Source organism: Candidatus Binatia bacterium, from assembly GCA_036504975.1.
Lineage (GTDB): Bacteria > Desulfobacterota > Binatia > UBA9968 > UBA9968 > JAJPJQ01.
In genome coordinates, this window is sequence record DASXUF010000028.1 from 1 (window position 1) to 15,246 (window position 15,246).

Sequence of the window (15,246 nt, forward strand, 5' to 3'; positions counted from 1 at the left end):
GCCTGCGCCAAGTCGGGCGCCAAGAGCCAGATGGACAAGTACTACAAAAAGTCGGCTTGACGAGCTGATCTCAGCTCATGCTTCGCTTTAGATATTGCAAGCTGATCGCTGAAAGCTGAGAGTGAGAGCATGCCTCGTCAGATCACATTCGCCGGCGGCGATTACGACCGCACTCACCCTCTGATCGAGGGAAGCATCAAGCCGGAGGGGCTGGAACTCGACTGGCAAGTCCTTCCCTATCACGAGATCTGGACGCGGATGCTCAATCGCTACGAGTTCGACGCCTCCGAGCTTTCGCTCTCTTCTTATTTGATCGCGCGCACGATGGGGAAGCCGCTGATCGCGCTTCCGATCTTTCCCGCGCGCGCGTTTCGCCACTCGTGCGTTTTCGTCAACGCCCGGAGCGGCATCCGCGAGCCGCGCGATCTCGTGGGAAAGAAAGTCGGCCTGGCGGAATTCCAGCAGACCGCGACCGTCTGGGTCAGAGGGACGTTGCAGCACGAGTACGGCGTCGACTTGGAGAAGATCCGCTGGCACACCTGGACCAAGCAGAGCCGGATGGAGATCGAGATGCCGCGGCGCTACGACGTGACTCAGATTCCTCCCGGCAAGCCGCCGGACGAGATGCTGGCCTGCGGCGAGTTGGACGCGATCATCTGCGCCAATCTGTTTCCCTTGCTGCTGAACGGCCATCCGGAGATCCGCCGGCTGTTCGAAAATTATCCCGAGGTGGAGGCGGCCTATTTCAAGAAGACCGGAATCTTTCCGATCATGCACACGGTCGCCATGCGCGAGGATCTGTGGAAGGATTCGCCGTGGATCGCCGTCAGTCTGTTCGAAGCCTTTCAAAAGGCGAAAGCCCAGGCGTACGAGAGGCTCAACGATCTTTCGCCGTACAGGATCAGCCTCGTCTGGTTCCGTGAGCCGGTGAAGCAACAGCGGGAGATTCTCGGCGACGACCCGTGGCCTTACGGGTTGGCGAAAAATCGCCGCGTGGTGGAGACTTTGATGGGTTATCTCCACGAGCAGGGACTGGCGCAGAAAAAACTTCCGGTCGAGGAGCTATTCGCGCCGAACACGTTGGAGCTATGAGTTCTTGTGTCCCAGAATGACAGATAAGGCGGGTAACATGAGTCGAAGAAGTTTCTTAGGAAGATCCGGACTTATTGCATTCGCGTTCTTGTTCCTGGCCTCGCCCGCGCACGCCGCGGAGCTTAAAAGAATCACCTTCGCCTACTCCAGCCTCGGCGGGATGGCGACCGGCGTGTGGATGACGAAGGACGTCGGTGCCTTCGAGAAGTATGGAATTCAGGCGGACATCATCTATGTCCCTTCCGGCCCGGTCGTCGTGCAAGCGCTGATCGGGGGCGATCTTCACGGCGGCAGCGGCGCCAGCAACGCGGTCATCAATGCGATCCTGAGCGGCGCGCAGATCGTCGCCGTGGCGAGCACGGCGAATCGGCCCTATCACCGGCTGTGGGTGCAGCCGGAGATCAACCGGCTCGAGGATCTGCGCGGCAAGACGCTGGGCGTCACGCGATTCGGCTCGATCACGGACAACCTGACGCGAATTCTGTTGCGCCGAAACGGCATGGAAAACGCGGTAACGGTGCGCCAGATGGGCGGCACGCCGGAGGTCGGCGCGGCGTTCCAGCAGAAGGCGATCGCCGGCGCCGTGACTTCCGAGCTCCGCGTCGGACCCCACGTGCCGGCGAAGATTTTGCTGAATTTCATCGACCTGGGCATTCCTTACTCGATGAACATGATCGCCATCGCGCGCGATTACTATCGGCGCAATCCGGAAACGGTCGAAGGGATGGTCAGGGCGTACACCGAGGGCGTGGCCGCGATGAACCATCAGAAGGATCGCGCGCTCAAGGTGATCGCCAAGTACGGGCGCCTGAACGATCCCAAGCAAATCGAGGAGCAGTACAAGGATTCCGTGACCTATCTGGAGCGGATTCCCCGCGCCGAGCCCGAGGCGACGGCCACGATCCTCGAATTCATGGGCAAGAAAGGGATTCCGCTGGAGACCTTTTTCGACAACACCATCGTGGATCGGATGGTGCGCGAGGGATTCATCGACAAACTTTACAAGAAGAGATAAGGAAACGTCATGAGCGAGATCGTCGCGCGCAAGCTGACGGAAGAAAAAGACGGCATCCCCGGCTACATCGCCCATCCGGCGCGCGCGGAGCGCGGTCCCGGGCTGCTGTTGATTCACCAGCACTCGGGCCTCACGGGCTACCTCAAGACCGAGGCTTACAAGTTCGCCAAGCTCGGTTTTTGTACAGTCGTTCCGAACCTCTATCATCTGCTCGGCTATCCCGCGGTAACTCACATTCACACGGGGACGGAGATCCAGAACAAAACGCCTGACGGGGATTTCGTTCGCGTGATCGGCGCGGGCTGGCGTTACCTCGCCGGCCGGAGCGACGTCGATCCCACGCGCGCGGGGGCGATTGGCTACTGCATGGGCGGTCGCATCGGGATTCACTTCGTGGCGGCGACCCCTCAAGTGCGCGCGTTCGTCGCCTACTATCCGTCGGTGAGAAACGAAGAGCCCACGCGCCTACGGGCGCGCCATCCTTGCGACGCGGCGCGCCAGATCCAATGTCCTTCGATGGTGCTCTATGGCGGCCATGATTCGACCAGCACTCCGGACGTGCAGCAGCGCGTCAAGGAGAGTTTTCTGTCCAACGGCCGGCCGCTCGAATGGCATTTTTTCTCCCATGGCAACCATGGATTCGCTTCGACGGAATCGGACGGCTACCAGCCCCAGCTCGCGGAGCTGGTCTGGCCGCTCGTGGTAGATTTTCTTGGCCGCGAGCTCGGGCAACCGGGAGGTTGATGAGCTACGGCTACGCATTATGAGCGACGAAGAGCTTCGCACGGTCAGCTCGACCAACCCGGCGATCGTCTGCGGCGCCGGATGAATTCTTCAGAATTGAGGAGGCAATCTTATGGAAAAGCCGAGAATCCGCCACATCGCGATCAACGTCCAGGACCGGGAAAAAGAAGCCGAGTACTACAAAAAAGTCTTCGGCATGGAAGAAAAACTCCGGGGAGAGAACGGCACGATCTATCTTTCCGATGGATTTGTCGACATCGCGCTGATCAGCACCCCGCGCCATCCCTGGGGGATCAACCATTTCGGCTTCAAGGTCGACAACGTGAAAGCCGTCGAGCAAACGGCGCAAACCACCGCCGAGGCGAACACCTTCGGCGCAGTCGCGGAGAGCTGGATTAAAGACCCCGAAGGCAATCGGGTCGATATATCCGAACACGGATGGCCAATCTAAAATAATGTTGAATTTTGAGTTTTGAATGTTGAGTTGAAGAATCGAGAATGAGAATCACGCTCAAGCTGCGATTGAAGTTGCTGGTCGCAGGCGCTCTCGTGTCGCTTGCCGCCTCAACTTCACCGGCGCAGCAGCGGGTGACGATCGCGTATTCCGCCGTGAGCCCGATCATGGCGGGTGTCTGGATGGCGAAGGAGACGGGCGCTTTCGAGAGGCATGGGCTCAAGGCTGATCTCGTCTACATCGCCTCGGGCGGGATCACCGTTCAGGCGATGATCGGCGGCGATCTCGATCTGTCGGTCGCCGCGAGCAACGCCGTCGTCGGCGCGATTCTGAGAGGCGCGCCGCTCGTCGCCGTCGGCAGCTTGACCAACCGGCCGGCGATGAGTTTCTGGGTCCAGCCGGACATCGCCAAGGCGGAGCAGTTGCGCGGCAAGATCGTCGGCATCACCCGCCACGGCTCGACGACCCATTTTCTCACCGTCGCCATGCTGGAGCGGCTGGGACTACAAGATAAAGTGAAGCTCCAGCCGTTCGGCGGCACGGTCGAGGCGGACATCGCGTTTCGCGCGGGATTGATCGCCGGACGGATATCTTCGACGAAGCCGGACCCGCGGAGCCACTCGCTCGTCGATTTGTCGCAGTTGGGGATTCCGTTCTCCATGGACCTCATGGCGGTGAAGCGGGATTTCAACAAAGCCTCGCCCAAGCTCGTCGAAGGAATGCTTCGGGCCTACGTCGAGGGCGTGGCGGCGCTCAGAAAAAAAGAGGAGGCGCTCAAGGTCCTGGCTAAATATCTGCGCGCACGCGCGGGGACGCTCGATGAGCCGTACGAATACGCGGTCAAATATCTCGAACGCGATCCGAAAGTGGAGCCGGCGGTGATTCAGACCGTGCTCGATTGGGAAGGCAAGGCGGGCGAGCCCGCAAGCCGGTTTTTTGACAACGGCGCCGTCGAGCGTATCGCGAAAGAAGGGTTCATCGACAATCTCTATAAAGCAGTACGGTGATGGACGTAGCGGCGTGGAGACAAAGCATTGGCGAGATGGTGCGGGCGCACATGCGCTCGCCCGAGCTCGAACGTTATTTCTCCGTCAGGATGACGCGGCCGCGGGCGCAGCTCATGCTCCTCCAGCTCGGGCTCTACATCCGCCACCGCCGCGACTGCTGGGCCAACGTCTCGTCCAATTGTCCGGAGATGGCGGTTAAGCACAAGATCATCGAGCACGAGATCGGCGAGGTGATCAAGGACAAATATTCGGAGCACGGACACCTCGATCTGATCGTGCGCCAGGGCCGCTCGCTCGGCCTCGGCGCCGATGACGTTCTCAACGTCAAACCGATTCCGACAACGCAGGCGACATTGTACGCGTGGGCGTGGATGACGCGAACGAAAAGCTGGATCGAGGGGTTGGCCGCGCTCACGGTGACGGAGTGGACCAACGACGACCGGCTGCTGCGCGACCAGGGCGGCGGCCATTCGACGCGGATGGCGCGGCGGTGGATGGACGACATGGGACTCAAGATGAAAGACCTGCCCAACTTCGAAGCCCACAGCGAGGCCGACGAGGAGCACAGCGACATGTTTCTGCCGTTCCTCGAGCGCTTCGCGACCGGCGAGAAAGAGAAGCTGGCGCTCCAGGCGGTAAAGGAATCGCTTGACCTTTTTGCGATTTATCGCGAAGGCGTGGCCGTGGCGATGGAAAAAACCCCTGAGAAGTAAAAAGTCAAAGTAAAAAGGTAAAAGGGAGACTAAGATGAGCTACTGGAGAGATGCGCGCGGAGAGATCGATGAGATGTTGAACCATCATTTTGATACGCCGGAATACAAACGACTCTTCGGCGTAAAGCTCACTCCGGAGCGGGATAAGATTCTCAACCGTCATTACCCGCACTACATCAAGAGTCGGCGCGATTGCTGGGCCGCGGCGCAGGCCAAGGCGCCGCTCGACGTGAAGCGCGCGATCTGGGAGCACGAAAAAGACGAGCTGATCTACGACGAGCGCCTGGGCGCCGCGCATCTCACCGACGACGACATGGCCCGCGCGACGGCGGAATCGACTCTGCTCCCCGGCGCGCGCGCCGCTATCTACGCCTGGCTCTATCTCTGCACGACGCGGCCGTGGATCGAGAGCCTCATGATCAACCACGTGACCGAGCGGAAAAACAATCCCGAGATCGTCAAGGGCGGCGGCTTCACCCAGCGGATGGCGATGAAGAAGGTGAAGGATCTCGTCGGCTCGGTCGAGAAGCTCGACGCCAACACGCGCGTCCACATGGTCGCGGATATCGACCACTCCAACCTCTTCGAGCCGTTCTTCGAGCGCTACGTGACGGATGAGCCAATCGCGCGCACGGTCGTGAACGCCGCCAACGACAGTCTCGCGATCGACCGGGCGTATCGCAACGCGCTGGCCGTGGGAATGATGGAGATCCCAGAGTGACGGGCCCGCTGCGGCGGGCGCTTGTCCTCCATCTTGATTGACGGCGGCCGGTTAAAGGGGTATTCTTAATTCGACCAGAATTTTGGTCGAAATCCCATGCCTAAAACCCTGCCTATCTCCGAAGTCAAAACGCGGTTGCCAGAGCTCGTTTCTGGCGTCTCCGAGCGGGAGGAAGAGATCGTCGTCACGCGCAACGGCAAGCCCGCCGCCGTCCTGGTCAATTACGACGAATACGAGCGGTTGAAGGGCAGCCTCGAGGTCTTGAGCGATCGCGTCTTGATGAAACAAATTCGCCGGAGCAAAGCTTTTTATTCAAGAGGACGGCAAGGATTGTCTTTTGAGGCCGTCTTCGGCGAACCTCTTCACGCCCGCAAGCAACGGAAACGGTAATGGCCGTCTATCGGCCCGCCATCCCCCCGCACGTCGCCGAAATAATTCGTCACCTGCATCCGAATCTAAAACGCAGCGTCAAGCAAGCCTTACGATCGCTGAGCGCGCAACCTTTTTCCGGCGAGCCGTTGCTTCGAGAATTGGACGGGCTGTGGAGGTACAAAGTGAGACGATTCCGCATCGTCTACGAGATCGACCGAAAGAAGCGGCTGATCAGAATCTTCGCAATCGGCCACCGGCGCGAGATTTACGAAAAACTGGCTGAACAACTTCATCGCTTAGGGCGACAGCGGAAATAGACCCCGATGACCTTCAATCTTTGCCTTTGGCCAGCATGTCGACGGGCGTCTGCCGCGGACCCAGGCTCTCGTAGTACTCCTTCGTCTCCGGATTGTATCTGCCCTGGTTGAAGCCGCCGCCTTTCTGGCTTCGGACAATGACCGCGACCGCTCTCTCGCCGACGGTGACCTCGGTGTGGATCTCGTGCGGTCTCACGAGATCGATCTCTCCGGGGCCGACCAGGCGGTCGGTGGTCTTCCTGATCTCGGCGTAGCCCGGCCTGGAGCGATCGTCGAGGCGCTCGTAGCGCTCGACCCGCTCGTGCCCGTCGAGCACTCCGTAGAGCGTGTAGATGTGAGCGTGATCGTGGATGCGCGCGCGGCCGCCCTGCCGCGCGGCTCCCTTCGTCAGGCCGTTGATCGCGAAGCCGTAGTCCGGGTCTTCGTAGAACAGCAGGTTCTCGGCCCGTCCATCCGCCGGGACGCAGTCCGGCCAGCTTTTCGACGCCTCGCGGACCTCCGGATCGGCGAGCAGCTCCGCCAGGATCGGAGCGAGAGTGGTCCAGCGCTTTTCCGGATCAGGCTCTCTGGCAAACAGCTCGCGCGTCTTCTCGATGAAGCGCTCAAGCGCGTTTCGAGTCTTGGCTTCCATGAACGCGGAACCCTCCTTTTTCTTGGATCGACTGCTGCGCCGAGCGCGGCGCTTCTTCGATCGCATAGAAGCGAGCGCAGTTGCCCCAGAGAATTTTGCGCTTGTCCTCGTCCGACAGCGGCAGCTTGAGAAAGTCGTCCACGGCCGCCGGATACCGGGAATCGCCATGAGGATAGTCGGTCGAGAAGACGAGCTGGTCGCTGCCGAACTCCTCGATCATGTAACGCGCGGGGCCTTCGTCCGGTTCCACCGACACAAAACACTGGCGCTTGAAATAGTCGCTCGGCTTCATGGAGAGCTCCGGCATGAAGACGTCGCCCTCCCGCTCGTAGCCCTCATCCATGCGCCACAAGAGCCACGGCACCCACGAACAATTAGCCTCGAGAAACGCGACTTTGAGCTTCGGGTGGCGCTCGAGGATGCCCCCGGCGACGAAGCTGCCGAGACCGAGCATCTGCTCGAACGGCTGCGCATAGACGCGCCGGATCCCGAAGTTCGGCTCGAAGTAATCGCCGCTCTGGCGCGAGCGCGACCCCGTCGCTTCATGGAAGCCCACAGGAATATTGAGCTCCTCCAGAATCTCCCACAGCGGCTCGTAGTACGGGTCGTGCCAGGTCTTGCCGTTGACGATGTTGGATCTGATAAAAACCGCGCGGAACTTGAGCTCTTCCACCGCCCGGCGCGTCTCCTCGACGGCGTCCCGGATATCGTAGACCGAGATCATCCCCGCGCCGAGAAGCCGCGCCGCGTCGCTCCGGCAGAAATCGAACATCCAGTCGTTGTACGCCCTGGCGATAGCGGCGGCGAACCGCGGCTCTCGATCCGGGTGAGTGAGCACGCTAAGCCCACGGCTGGGGAACAGCACCGCGACGTCGATCCCTTCTCGATCCATCGCCTCGAGCTGGACGTCGGGTCCCCACCCGCGTCGAGCGTGGTCGCGGTAGAGCTTTTGATTCCGTTCGTAGTTGTGGCCCCGATGCGGCACCCCGCTCGTCCGTCTGCCGTTGGGCTCGCCGTCCGGGAAGATCACCCCCAGGTCGCGCACGTTATCGGACGTCCTGCCGCGCGGCGCGACCGCTCTGAACTCCGGGGTGATGTAGCGCTCCCATAGGTCGGGCGGCTCCATGATGTGCATGTCGCTGTCGAATACCTTGAATCCCGCCTTCGCCATGGACCCCTCCTTTCCTTACCCCGTAACACGGATCGCCAACATCTTCACTTCGTGTAGACCTTGTCGATAAAACCGTTTTTATCCAACTCGCGCACGATGCTGTCATCTGCCATGTCTTTGAAGCGAAGGCGCGCGCCGGGCTTGCGGCTTACGGCTTCTTGGATTTGAGTCTCGACGCCGGCTCTCGTCACCAGCGGCACCCGGTCATAGAGTTTCGCGTTTGCACGGTAGGTGTCCTCCAGATAGGCCTCGTTGGTTATCCTGCTGTACTTGGAAATGATTTTTTTGCTCTCTTCCTTACGGGTCTTGAAAAAGTGGGTAGCCTCGATGTGCGCCATCACCACCTTTTTCACCGTCTCCCTTTGGCGTGCGAGATAGCTCTTGGTGGTGGTGGCGCAGATATAAGGGAAATCAAACCGCTTCTGAAAATCGGCGGTGCTGATGAGGATCCTGAAAGGTATGCCCTGGGTCAGGTGGATGACGCCCGGAGGCGCCGGAAACCCGGCGATTCTGCCCGTGCGAAACGACGCGGCCCGCTCCGACGGGCCGCCGACCTGCATGATCAGAACCTGCTTGTCGGGTTCGAGCCCCACTCCTTTAATCAATGCGCGCGCCGCCACGTCCGACGCGCTGCCGATCCGGCTGATGCCGATGTTTTTCCCTTTCAGGTCCTCCGCCGATTTGACCGATTCTTGCACCACCAGCTCGTAGGGGAGGGAATTGAGATAACAGGCGACGAGAACCAGTTCAGCCCCCGCCGTCACCGCGCTGGCTACGCCTCCGCCCGACGCGTTGGCGATCTGCACGTCGCCGGCCACGAGACTGGTCACGCTGGTCGTGGTGCTGGGAATGAAGAGCAAGTCTGCGTCCACTCCGTGCTTCTTATAGAAACCCTGGTGTTGAGCGATGTACCAGACGGAATTGCTCGCCTCCAGAGCGCTGTGGGAAAGCCTGATCTTTTCCTGACTCCAGCCATCCCCCGAAGCAAGTAAAGAAAAAAGAAGCGTTAGGGCGGCAAGAAACCAAAATCCCCGTGGAAGTTTCATAACACCTCCCAGAAGAGGCGACGCTGAGGAGCTGGCTTTCGAGCAAGGTCTAGCGCGATCGCGAGAGAATGTCCATACGTAATGGAGTGGCATCTAGCTTCGTCCGGCCCTCGCGGCTCAGGAAAGATTGTGAGAAGCGAGTTGTTTCCCTGCCAATGGGAGCGGAGAATAATTTCGCTCCAACGCGCTCAGTGACCGTGGCGCTCTAACACCGCCAGGGCCGCCTGGCAGCAGAGGATATCTTGTTCGGCCCGGTTTCCTCCCGCGACCCCGATGGCGCCGCGGACCGCTGTGCCTTCGACGATCGCGATGCCGCCGCCCGCGGGCAGGATCCGGCCGCGATGGGAGATAACCAGGCTGCGCAGCCAGGGTTGCCGCGCATGGGGCACAAGTTCCGCCGTCGCCACGTGAAAGGCGGCGGCCGTGTAGGCCTTATTGAAGGCGAGCTCCGCGGTCTTGGGCTCGGCGCTGTCCATCCGTCCGACGGCGATGGGCGAGCCGGCTTCGTCGACGACGGCCGCCGTTACGGCCATTCCCTGTCTTCGCGCGTAGGCGTGCGCCGTATGGACCATCTCCCAGGCCTGGTCCACAGGAACCGGTCCCACGGCCGCTTTGTTCTTGCGGAAGAAGGCGGCGTTGACCTCGATAGAGGCTTGATGTTCGGCAGGGACGTCGGAATCGCGGAAGATCGCGTCCACCGGACAGACGATCTCGCACTGCTCGCAATCGATGCAGACTTCAGGATCGATGTAAAACTGCGGCGCTCCCGGCGTCGTATGGATGCAGGCGACGGGGCAGACATCGACGCACGCCCCATCGTTGGTGCATAGACTGGTGATGACGTAAGTCACTTGTCCTCGCTACGCTTGGCGCCCTTTGCGCCTTTGCGCGAGACAGTTTTTATCCGATCCGAATTCCTCATCGCGCCAAGACGTCAAGACGCAAAGAATATATCCCGTGACAATTTTTCCTCGGACCATGAATAATGCACGCTAGGCGTCCGGTGCCAGCGGCAGGTCGGTGCGAATCACATCCGCAACGTGAACGCGGGTTCCGTATTTGGGCGTTACCAGCCTGCCGTCCGGGCCGAGCGTCCCGAGACCCGCCGCAGCAGCCAATTTCTCGCCATTGGGATCGGCCAAGGCCGTAGCCCGAAAACCGAGCTCTCTGATCCACGCGCTAAGAACGAAAGTGATGAACAATCCGTTCTGCACCGGCACCTGGCCGCCGATGCCCGGCGCCTCTCGCGGATCATACTCGGCCGGCACCGCGCAGACGACAGCGAACGGATACTGTTCAGCGCCACCCAATCTTGCAATCCCTACGAGGTCCGCTCCCAGGTAGCGCGCCAGCTCTTTCACGTGGCTCGAGGTGATCTCGGGCGTGTGAAGTTCCGCTTTGGTCGGGAAGACGTTGCCTTCCGGCGCGCTCCGGATCAGCTCCGTGACGGCATTGGCAAGATCGGCCGGAGGCCTGTTGATGAAAAAATCCCAGTAGGGATCGCCTGCCCTGAGCCTGGTCGAAGGGTCGCTGGAATCTTTCCGGCGCCACGGGATTTTTAGCGGGCCCAATCGTAGCGCCACTAGACGTCCCGCTTGACGAACCGGTTGGTGTTCTCTTTCAGCGGGGCGTAGTAGCCGATGTCCCCGGCCGCCTTCGCCGAGCCGCCCTTGTCTTCGTGCGCCGCCGTGCAGCCGGCGACCGTGCAGGCCTGCTCGCCCGGCTTGACGCCGGAGTCATAGCCGAGCCAGCGCACCCGCTTCTGAGCCACGACTCCCCAGAAGCGGTCGTCGATCGCCTTCAGCAAGTGGACGAGCGCCGGACGCGCCGGGATGGGACAGGCGCTGAGAGTCCGGCCCGCGAGCCGGCGCCACCAGACGTTGGGTTTGGTAAACGGGCAAACGGTCGCGCAGGAGAGGCAGCTTACCCAATGCTCGTGCGTGTACGGCCTGAGCTTGTAGCAGGTGAGCCAGTTGATCTTATATTTCTCGATGCCGTTGTGGACGACTTTATCGCCGAACGTGATGCTGTTGGTGGGGCAGTTGATGGCGCATTTCCGGCAGATCTTGCAGAAGTCCTCGACGCCGATGTCGACCGGCTCGTCCGGCACCAGCGGGAGATCGGTCAAAATCGGGTCCGGCATGTGGATGCGGGCGCCGAACGTCTTATTGATGACGAGCCCGTTTCGCCCCAGCTCGCCGATGCCCGAGGCCACGCCCGCAGCTTGTGGAGTCACCACGCCCCGCACCGCGGTGTATCCCAGCTCCTTGACGTAACCCTCCAGCGCCTTGAGAATCAGCACGCCTTTCATTTGCGACACGTGGTAGGCGGCGTCGCCGATGAAATGCCGGTGGGCCTGAAGCTTGTCGTGATCCCACGCGGTCGTGGTGACGATGACGTAGGGGAACTTTCGCACCAGCTCCTCGGGAGTCTTTTGCTCGTACTCATCTTTCGCCGTGCCGTCTTGCACGTAGCGGCTGCCGGCGTAGAGGAAGGAGGGATGCGCCTTCGCGACGGCGACGACATCGGCGCCCATGTAGCGGGCGACGGCTTTGATGTGGCGCGTCATCGCGGCGGGGTCCGTTACGGCTACCCGATTCGGGTTGACCTTGCCTTTGCTTGCCTGATTGATCACCGTGGTGAGGAAATGTCTGCGATCGGCGAAATGGTTCGGGGCCGACACACGGGTGAGCGGATCTTTGGAGATCGTGTTGTGGTACCAGTTGAACAGCGCCTTCCCCAGCTCGCCGCGCTGGTTTTTGGGATGCGGCGACTGGTTCATATCGACGTTGACGACCGGACCCACGATGCGGACTGTCCGGCCGAGGTAGGGAGGGGGCGGCGGCTCTCGGTCCGGTTGCTGGTCTCCGATGAGAGATTTCATTGCCTTGTCCAACGTCGCAGCCATCACTGTCTCACCGGTCCCATTATAAAGCCGAATTATGAAAGCGGAAGCGGAAATTGGTCTCTTTTCAGCTTTCATCCCTTCGACTCCGCTTTCATCCTTGATAAGAGGCGAGAGCCACCTCAGCACAGCGCTGGTCCTGCTCCTCGGTGCCGCCCGCCACAGCGATGGCGCCGACGACGCTGCCGCCCTCCACGATCGGGAGCGCGCCGCCGCCCGGCATGATGCGACCGTTGCTCGATACCACCAGGCTTTGAAACCATGTCTGGGCGGCGACTGCCGATAACTCCTTCGTCGGCTGCTGGAAGCTCGCGGCCGTGTACGCTTTGTTCAGGGCGATTTCCACCGTGATGGGACGGGCTCGATCCATCCGGCCCAGCGCGATCATGCGGCCGCTTTGGTCAACGACCACCGCCGTCACTGCGATGTCCAACTGCGCGGCTTGCGCGTGGGCGCTTCGCACCATCTCAATCGCCTTTTCTCCGGGTATAGCCATCGTCGCTCGTAATCCTCCTCCGCGTCGAAGTAGGGCTTAGTGTAGCAGGTGCGGGTATCCAACAGTCAAGCACTCCGGTCCGGAGAGAACCGATACCGCTTTTCGTAATGGCCCACGAGTTGAACCGGCGCCCGCTTGTCGGATATGGTCCGTGACAGAAGAAGGGATGAGGGATGAAGGATGAAGGATGAGAAAGCATAGAGGAGAATAATGTCTTACGCGAATGTTCGCGGCGTCAAGATCAACTATAAAGTCTTCGGCGATCGCGGCCCGTGGGCGGCGCTATCGCCCGGAGGCCGGCGCGATATCAGCGGCATCGAGCCGCTGGCCCGACGACTGGCCGACGCCGGCCACCACGTCGTGATCTTCGACCGGCGCAATTGCGGCGCTTCCGACGTCGTCATCGATGGAGAGGAATCGGAATACGAGATCTGGGCGGACGATCTTCACGAGCTGCTCTCCCAACTCGGCGCTCTTCCCGCCTTCGTCGGCGGCAGCTCGTCCGGCTGCCGGACCTCGCTCCTTTTCGCATTGCGCCACCCCGAGGCCGTGCGCGGCCTCATGCTTTGGCGCGTCACCGGCGGCCGCGTCGCGTGCGAGCGCCTGGCTGAAGAATATTACGGCCAGTACATGGCCGCCGCGAAGCGAGGCGGCATGGCCGCGGTGTGCGAGATGGAACACTGGAAGGAGCGAATCGAAGCCAGGGCCGAGAACCGCGACCGGCTGATGAAAATGGACCTCCAGCGCTTCATCGCCGTCATGTCCCACTGGCGGGAATATTTTGTCCGCGGCGCCGACCTGCCCGTCATCGGCGCGACCGCAGCGGAGCTCAAATCAATTAAAGTCCCCGCCTACATCATTCCAGGGAACGACAACACCCATTCGCAAAAAACCGGCGAGAACCTGGGCCGCATCCTTGCCGACGCCGAAGTGCACGTCTTGTTTCCGAAGCATTACGACATGGACTTGAGCCCGCGGGAAGAATGGGAGGAGAAAGCAGGCGAGATAGCCGCGCTCTTCGCCGATTTTATCAAGCGGGCGGCGTAAGAGGAGAACAGGATGAAGATCGCGGTGATCGACGACTATCAGGACGCGTTCCGCACGCTCAAGTGTTACGCCAAGTTGAAAGGGCACGACGTGATCGTTTACAACGACACCGAGAAAGATCCGGAACGGCTCGCCGCTCGGTTGAAAGACGCAGAAGCGGTGTTGCTGACGCAGCAGCGCTCACGGTTTCCCGGCGCGGTGATCGAGCGTCTCCCCAAGCTCAAGCTCGTGAGCCAGACCGGGCGCGCGACCGCGCATATTGACGTCGAGGCCTGCACCCGGCGCGGAGTCGTGGTCTCGGCCGGCGGGGCGGGCAGGGCGCACACGACGGCCGAGCTTACGTGGGGACTAATATTGGCGGCGCTGCGCCACATCCCGTTCGAGGTCAAACGATTGCGTGAAGGACACTGGCAATCGACGATCGGCACCGCCGTGCAAGGCAAAACGTTGGGAATCTACGCGTTCGGCAAGATCGGCAGCCTGGTGGCCGGCGTGGGACGCGCCTTCGGCGCGCGCGTGGTCTGCTGGGGACGGGAAGGATCGAAGGCGCGCGCGAAAGAGGCGGGGTACGAAGTCGCCGCGAGCCGGGAATTGTTTTTTCGCGAATCCGATATCGTGTGCCTGCATCTGCCGCTCAACAACGAGACGCGCGGCATCGTGACGCGCGCGGACGCGCTGAAAGCCGGGCGTCCGGGGTTCGCGGCGGTGGATGTCTTCGAAGACGAACCGGTCATCGGCGCGGTGCACCTGCTCAAAATGGACAACGCGGTCTGCACGCCGCACCTCGGTTACGTCGAGCACGATAGTTATGAATCCTACTATGGCGACGCCGTCGAGCAGATTATAGCCTACGTTCAGGGCAAGCCGATCAACGTGGTGAATCCGGAAGCGTTGGGAAAAAAATAATCTCTAAAGGAGAGGGCCATGAAGCGGACCCACTTTGCTTTCGCTTGTCTTTTGCTCGTAGCCGTCCTTGCGACCGTCGGCGCCTCCGGCTTTGCCGGCGAGCCGCCTTTCTACAAGGGCAAGACTCTCACTATCCTCATACCACGACGAGCTTGTGACGGCCGATGGCGAGCTCTTGTCCAGCACCGAAGCGCCCGATCTTCTCGAGATACAGAGTCGGAATGGACGGCGCGAAACTGGCGGCGAGAATCGCGCAGGCGCCGCCCGAGGTGAAAAACCTGATTCGTCAGTACACCGAGCCGAAGAAGTAGGGCATCTTCACCAGCGCCCCGATTCCGGCCGCACCGGGCCAAACCGGTCAGCGCATGAAGTCATCGTGGCTCTCGTGCCGCGACGAGCGGCATGAACCAAGACACGCGCATAAAAAGAGAGTCTGACAAGGAGAAAAAGATGCCGAACGTTAAACTGCCGACGGGCGTCGATCTCTATTACGAGTCTCACGGTCACGGAGAGCCGCTGATTCTGGTGCCGTCGACCGCCTACTCCTCAGAGGTTTGGAAACCTTCGCAGATGCCGCTCGCGCAATCCCTCAATTTGATCATCCACGAT

The 15,246-nt window shown here is 61.0% G+C and carries 18 protein-coding genes; 11 read left to right on the forward strand and 7 right to left on the reverse strand.

Features of this window, described 5'->3' with window-relative positions; all coding sequences use genetic code 11:
* Positions 1-129: 129 nt before the first annotated feature.
* From VGL70_04310 to VGL70_04350, 9 genes are all read left to right on the forward strand, one after another.
* The gene (locus VGL70_04310) at positions 130-1,092 is read left to right on the forward strand and encodes an ABC transporter substrate-binding protein (GenBank protein HEY3302744.1); all 963 of its coding nucleotides are present in this window, start codon (positions 130-132) and stop codon (positions 1,090-1,092) included.
* 37 nt (positions 1,093-1,129) lie between these two features.
* Entirely contained in the window at positions 1,130-2,107 is a 978-nt protein-coding gene (locus tag VGL70_04315; GenBank protein ID HEY3302745.1) for an ABC transporter substrate-binding protein, read from the forward strand.
* A gap of 9 nt (positions 2,108-2,116) precedes the next feature.
* A complete protein-coding gene (locus VGL70_04320) occupies positions 2,117-2,851 on the forward strand; it encodes a dienelactone hydrolase family protein (GenBank protein HEY3302746.1) in 735 nt (244 codons plus the stop codon).
* Positions 2,852-2,963: 112 nt separating this feature from the next.
* Positions 2,964-3,302 (forward strand): VOC family protein, encoded by a 339-nt coding sequence (locus VGL70_04325; protein ID HEY3302747.1) that lies wholly within the window; start codon positions 2,964-2,966, stop codon positions 3,300-3,302.
* Between the two features lie 47 nt (positions 3,303-3,349).
* Positions 3,350-4,312 carry an ABC transporter substrate-binding protein gene (locus tag VGL70_04330; protein HEY3302748.1) on the forward strand — a complete coding sequence of 321 codons (963 nt, stop codon included), beginning with the start codon at positions 3,350-3,352 and terminating at the stop codon, positions 4,310-4,312.
* Positions 4,312-5,025 (forward strand): iron-containing redox enzyme family protein, encoded by a 714-nt coding sequence (locus VGL70_04335; GenBank protein ID HEY3302749.1) that lies wholly within the window; start codon positions 4,312-4,314, stop codon positions 5,023-5,025. Before VGL70_04330 ends, VGL70_04335 begins: the two co-directional genes overlap by 1 nt.
* Positions 5,026-5,059: 34 nt before the next feature.
* Positions 5,060-5,746 carry a hypothetical protein gene (locus VGL70_04340; protein ID HEY3302750.1) on the forward strand — a complete coding sequence of 229 codons (687 nt, stop codon included), beginning with the start codon at positions 5,060-5,062 and terminating at the stop codon, positions 5,744-5,746.
* Between the two features lie 96 nt (positions 5,747-5,842).
* Positions 5,843-6,136, forward strand: a complete 294-nt coding sequence (locus tag VGL70_04345) for a type II toxin-antitoxin system Phd/YefM family antitoxin (GenBank protein ID HEY3302751.1) — start codon at positions 5,843-5,845, stop codon at positions 6,134-6,136.
* The gene (locus tag VGL70_04350; GenBank protein HEY3302752.1) at positions 6,136-6,435 is read left to right on the forward strand and encodes a type II toxin-antitoxin system RelE/ParE family toxin; all 300 of its coding nucleotides are present in this window, start codon (positions 6,136-6,138) and stop codon (positions 6,433-6,435) included. Before VGL70_04345 ends, VGL70_04350 begins: the two co-directional genes overlap by 1 nt.
* 13 nt (positions 6,436-6,448) lie before the next feature.
* On the opposite strand, the gene VGL70_04355 is transcribed toward VGL70_04350, so the two are convergent.
* The 7 genes from VGL70_04355 to VGL70_04385 form a co-directional block, all read right to left on the reverse strand.
* Complete coding sequence (locus VGL70_04355; protein HEY3302753.1) at positions 6,449-7,066, reverse strand: hypothetical protein; 618 nt, start codon at positions 7,064-7,066, stop codon at positions 6,449-6,451.
* A complete protein-coding gene (locus VGL70_04360; GenBank protein HEY3302754.1) occupies positions 7,038-8,237 on the reverse strand; it encodes an amidohydrolase family protein in 1,200 nt (399 codons plus the stop codon). The genes VGL70_04355 and VGL70_04360 overlap by 29 nt, the downstream gene beginning before the upstream one ends.
* A 44-nt stretch (positions 8,238-8,281) precedes the next feature.
* On the reverse strand, positions 8,282-9,283 hold the full coding sequence (locus VGL70_04365) for an ABC transporter substrate-binding protein (protein ID HEY3302755.1): 1,002 nt from the start codon (positions 9,281-9,283) through the stop codon (positions 8,282-8,284).
* Positions 9,284-9,471: 188 nt separating this feature from the next.
* Positions 9,472-10,134, reverse strand: a complete 663-nt coding sequence (locus VGL70_04370; protein HEY3302756.1) for a heme-binding protein — start codon at positions 10,132-10,134, stop codon at positions 9,472-9,474.
* A 141-nt stretch (positions 10,135-10,275) separates the two neighbouring features.
* Positions 10,276-10,866, reverse strand: coding sequence for a hypothetical protein (locus VGL70_04375; protein ID HEY3302757.1), 591 nt, complete (start codon positions 10,864-10,866; stop codon positions 10,276-10,278).
* Positions 10,866-12,191 (reverse strand): reductive dehalogenase domain-containing protein, encoded by a 1,326-nt coding sequence (locus tag VGL70_04380; GenBank protein HEY3302758.1) that lies wholly within the window; start codon positions 12,189-12,191, stop codon positions 10,866-10,868. Before VGL70_04380 ends, VGL70_04375 begins: the two co-directional genes overlap by 1 nt.
* A 91-nt stretch (positions 12,192-12,282) precedes the next feature.
* On the reverse strand, positions 12,283-12,684 hold the full coding sequence (locus VGL70_04385; GenBank protein HEY3302759.1) for a heme-binding protein: 402 nt from the start codon (positions 12,682-12,684) through the stop codon (positions 12,283-12,285).
* A 210-nt stretch (positions 12,685-12,894) separates the two neighbouring features.
* Between VGL70_04385 and VGL70_04390 the strand changes: the two genes are divergently transcribed.
* Together VGL70_04390 and VGL70_04395 are read left to right on the forward strand one after the other, a co-directional pair.
* Positions 12,895-13,731, forward strand: a complete 837-nt coding sequence (locus VGL70_04390) for an alpha/beta hydrolase (GenBank protein HEY3302760.1) — start codon at positions 12,895-12,897, stop codon at positions 13,729-13,731.
* 12 nt (positions 13,732-13,743) lie between these two features.
* A complete protein-coding gene (locus tag VGL70_04395; protein ID HEY3302761.1) occupies positions 13,744-14,637 on the forward strand; it encodes a D-2-hydroxyacid dehydrogenase family protein in 894 nt (297 codons plus the stop codon).
* Positions 14,638-15,246: the final 609 nt, after the last annotated feature.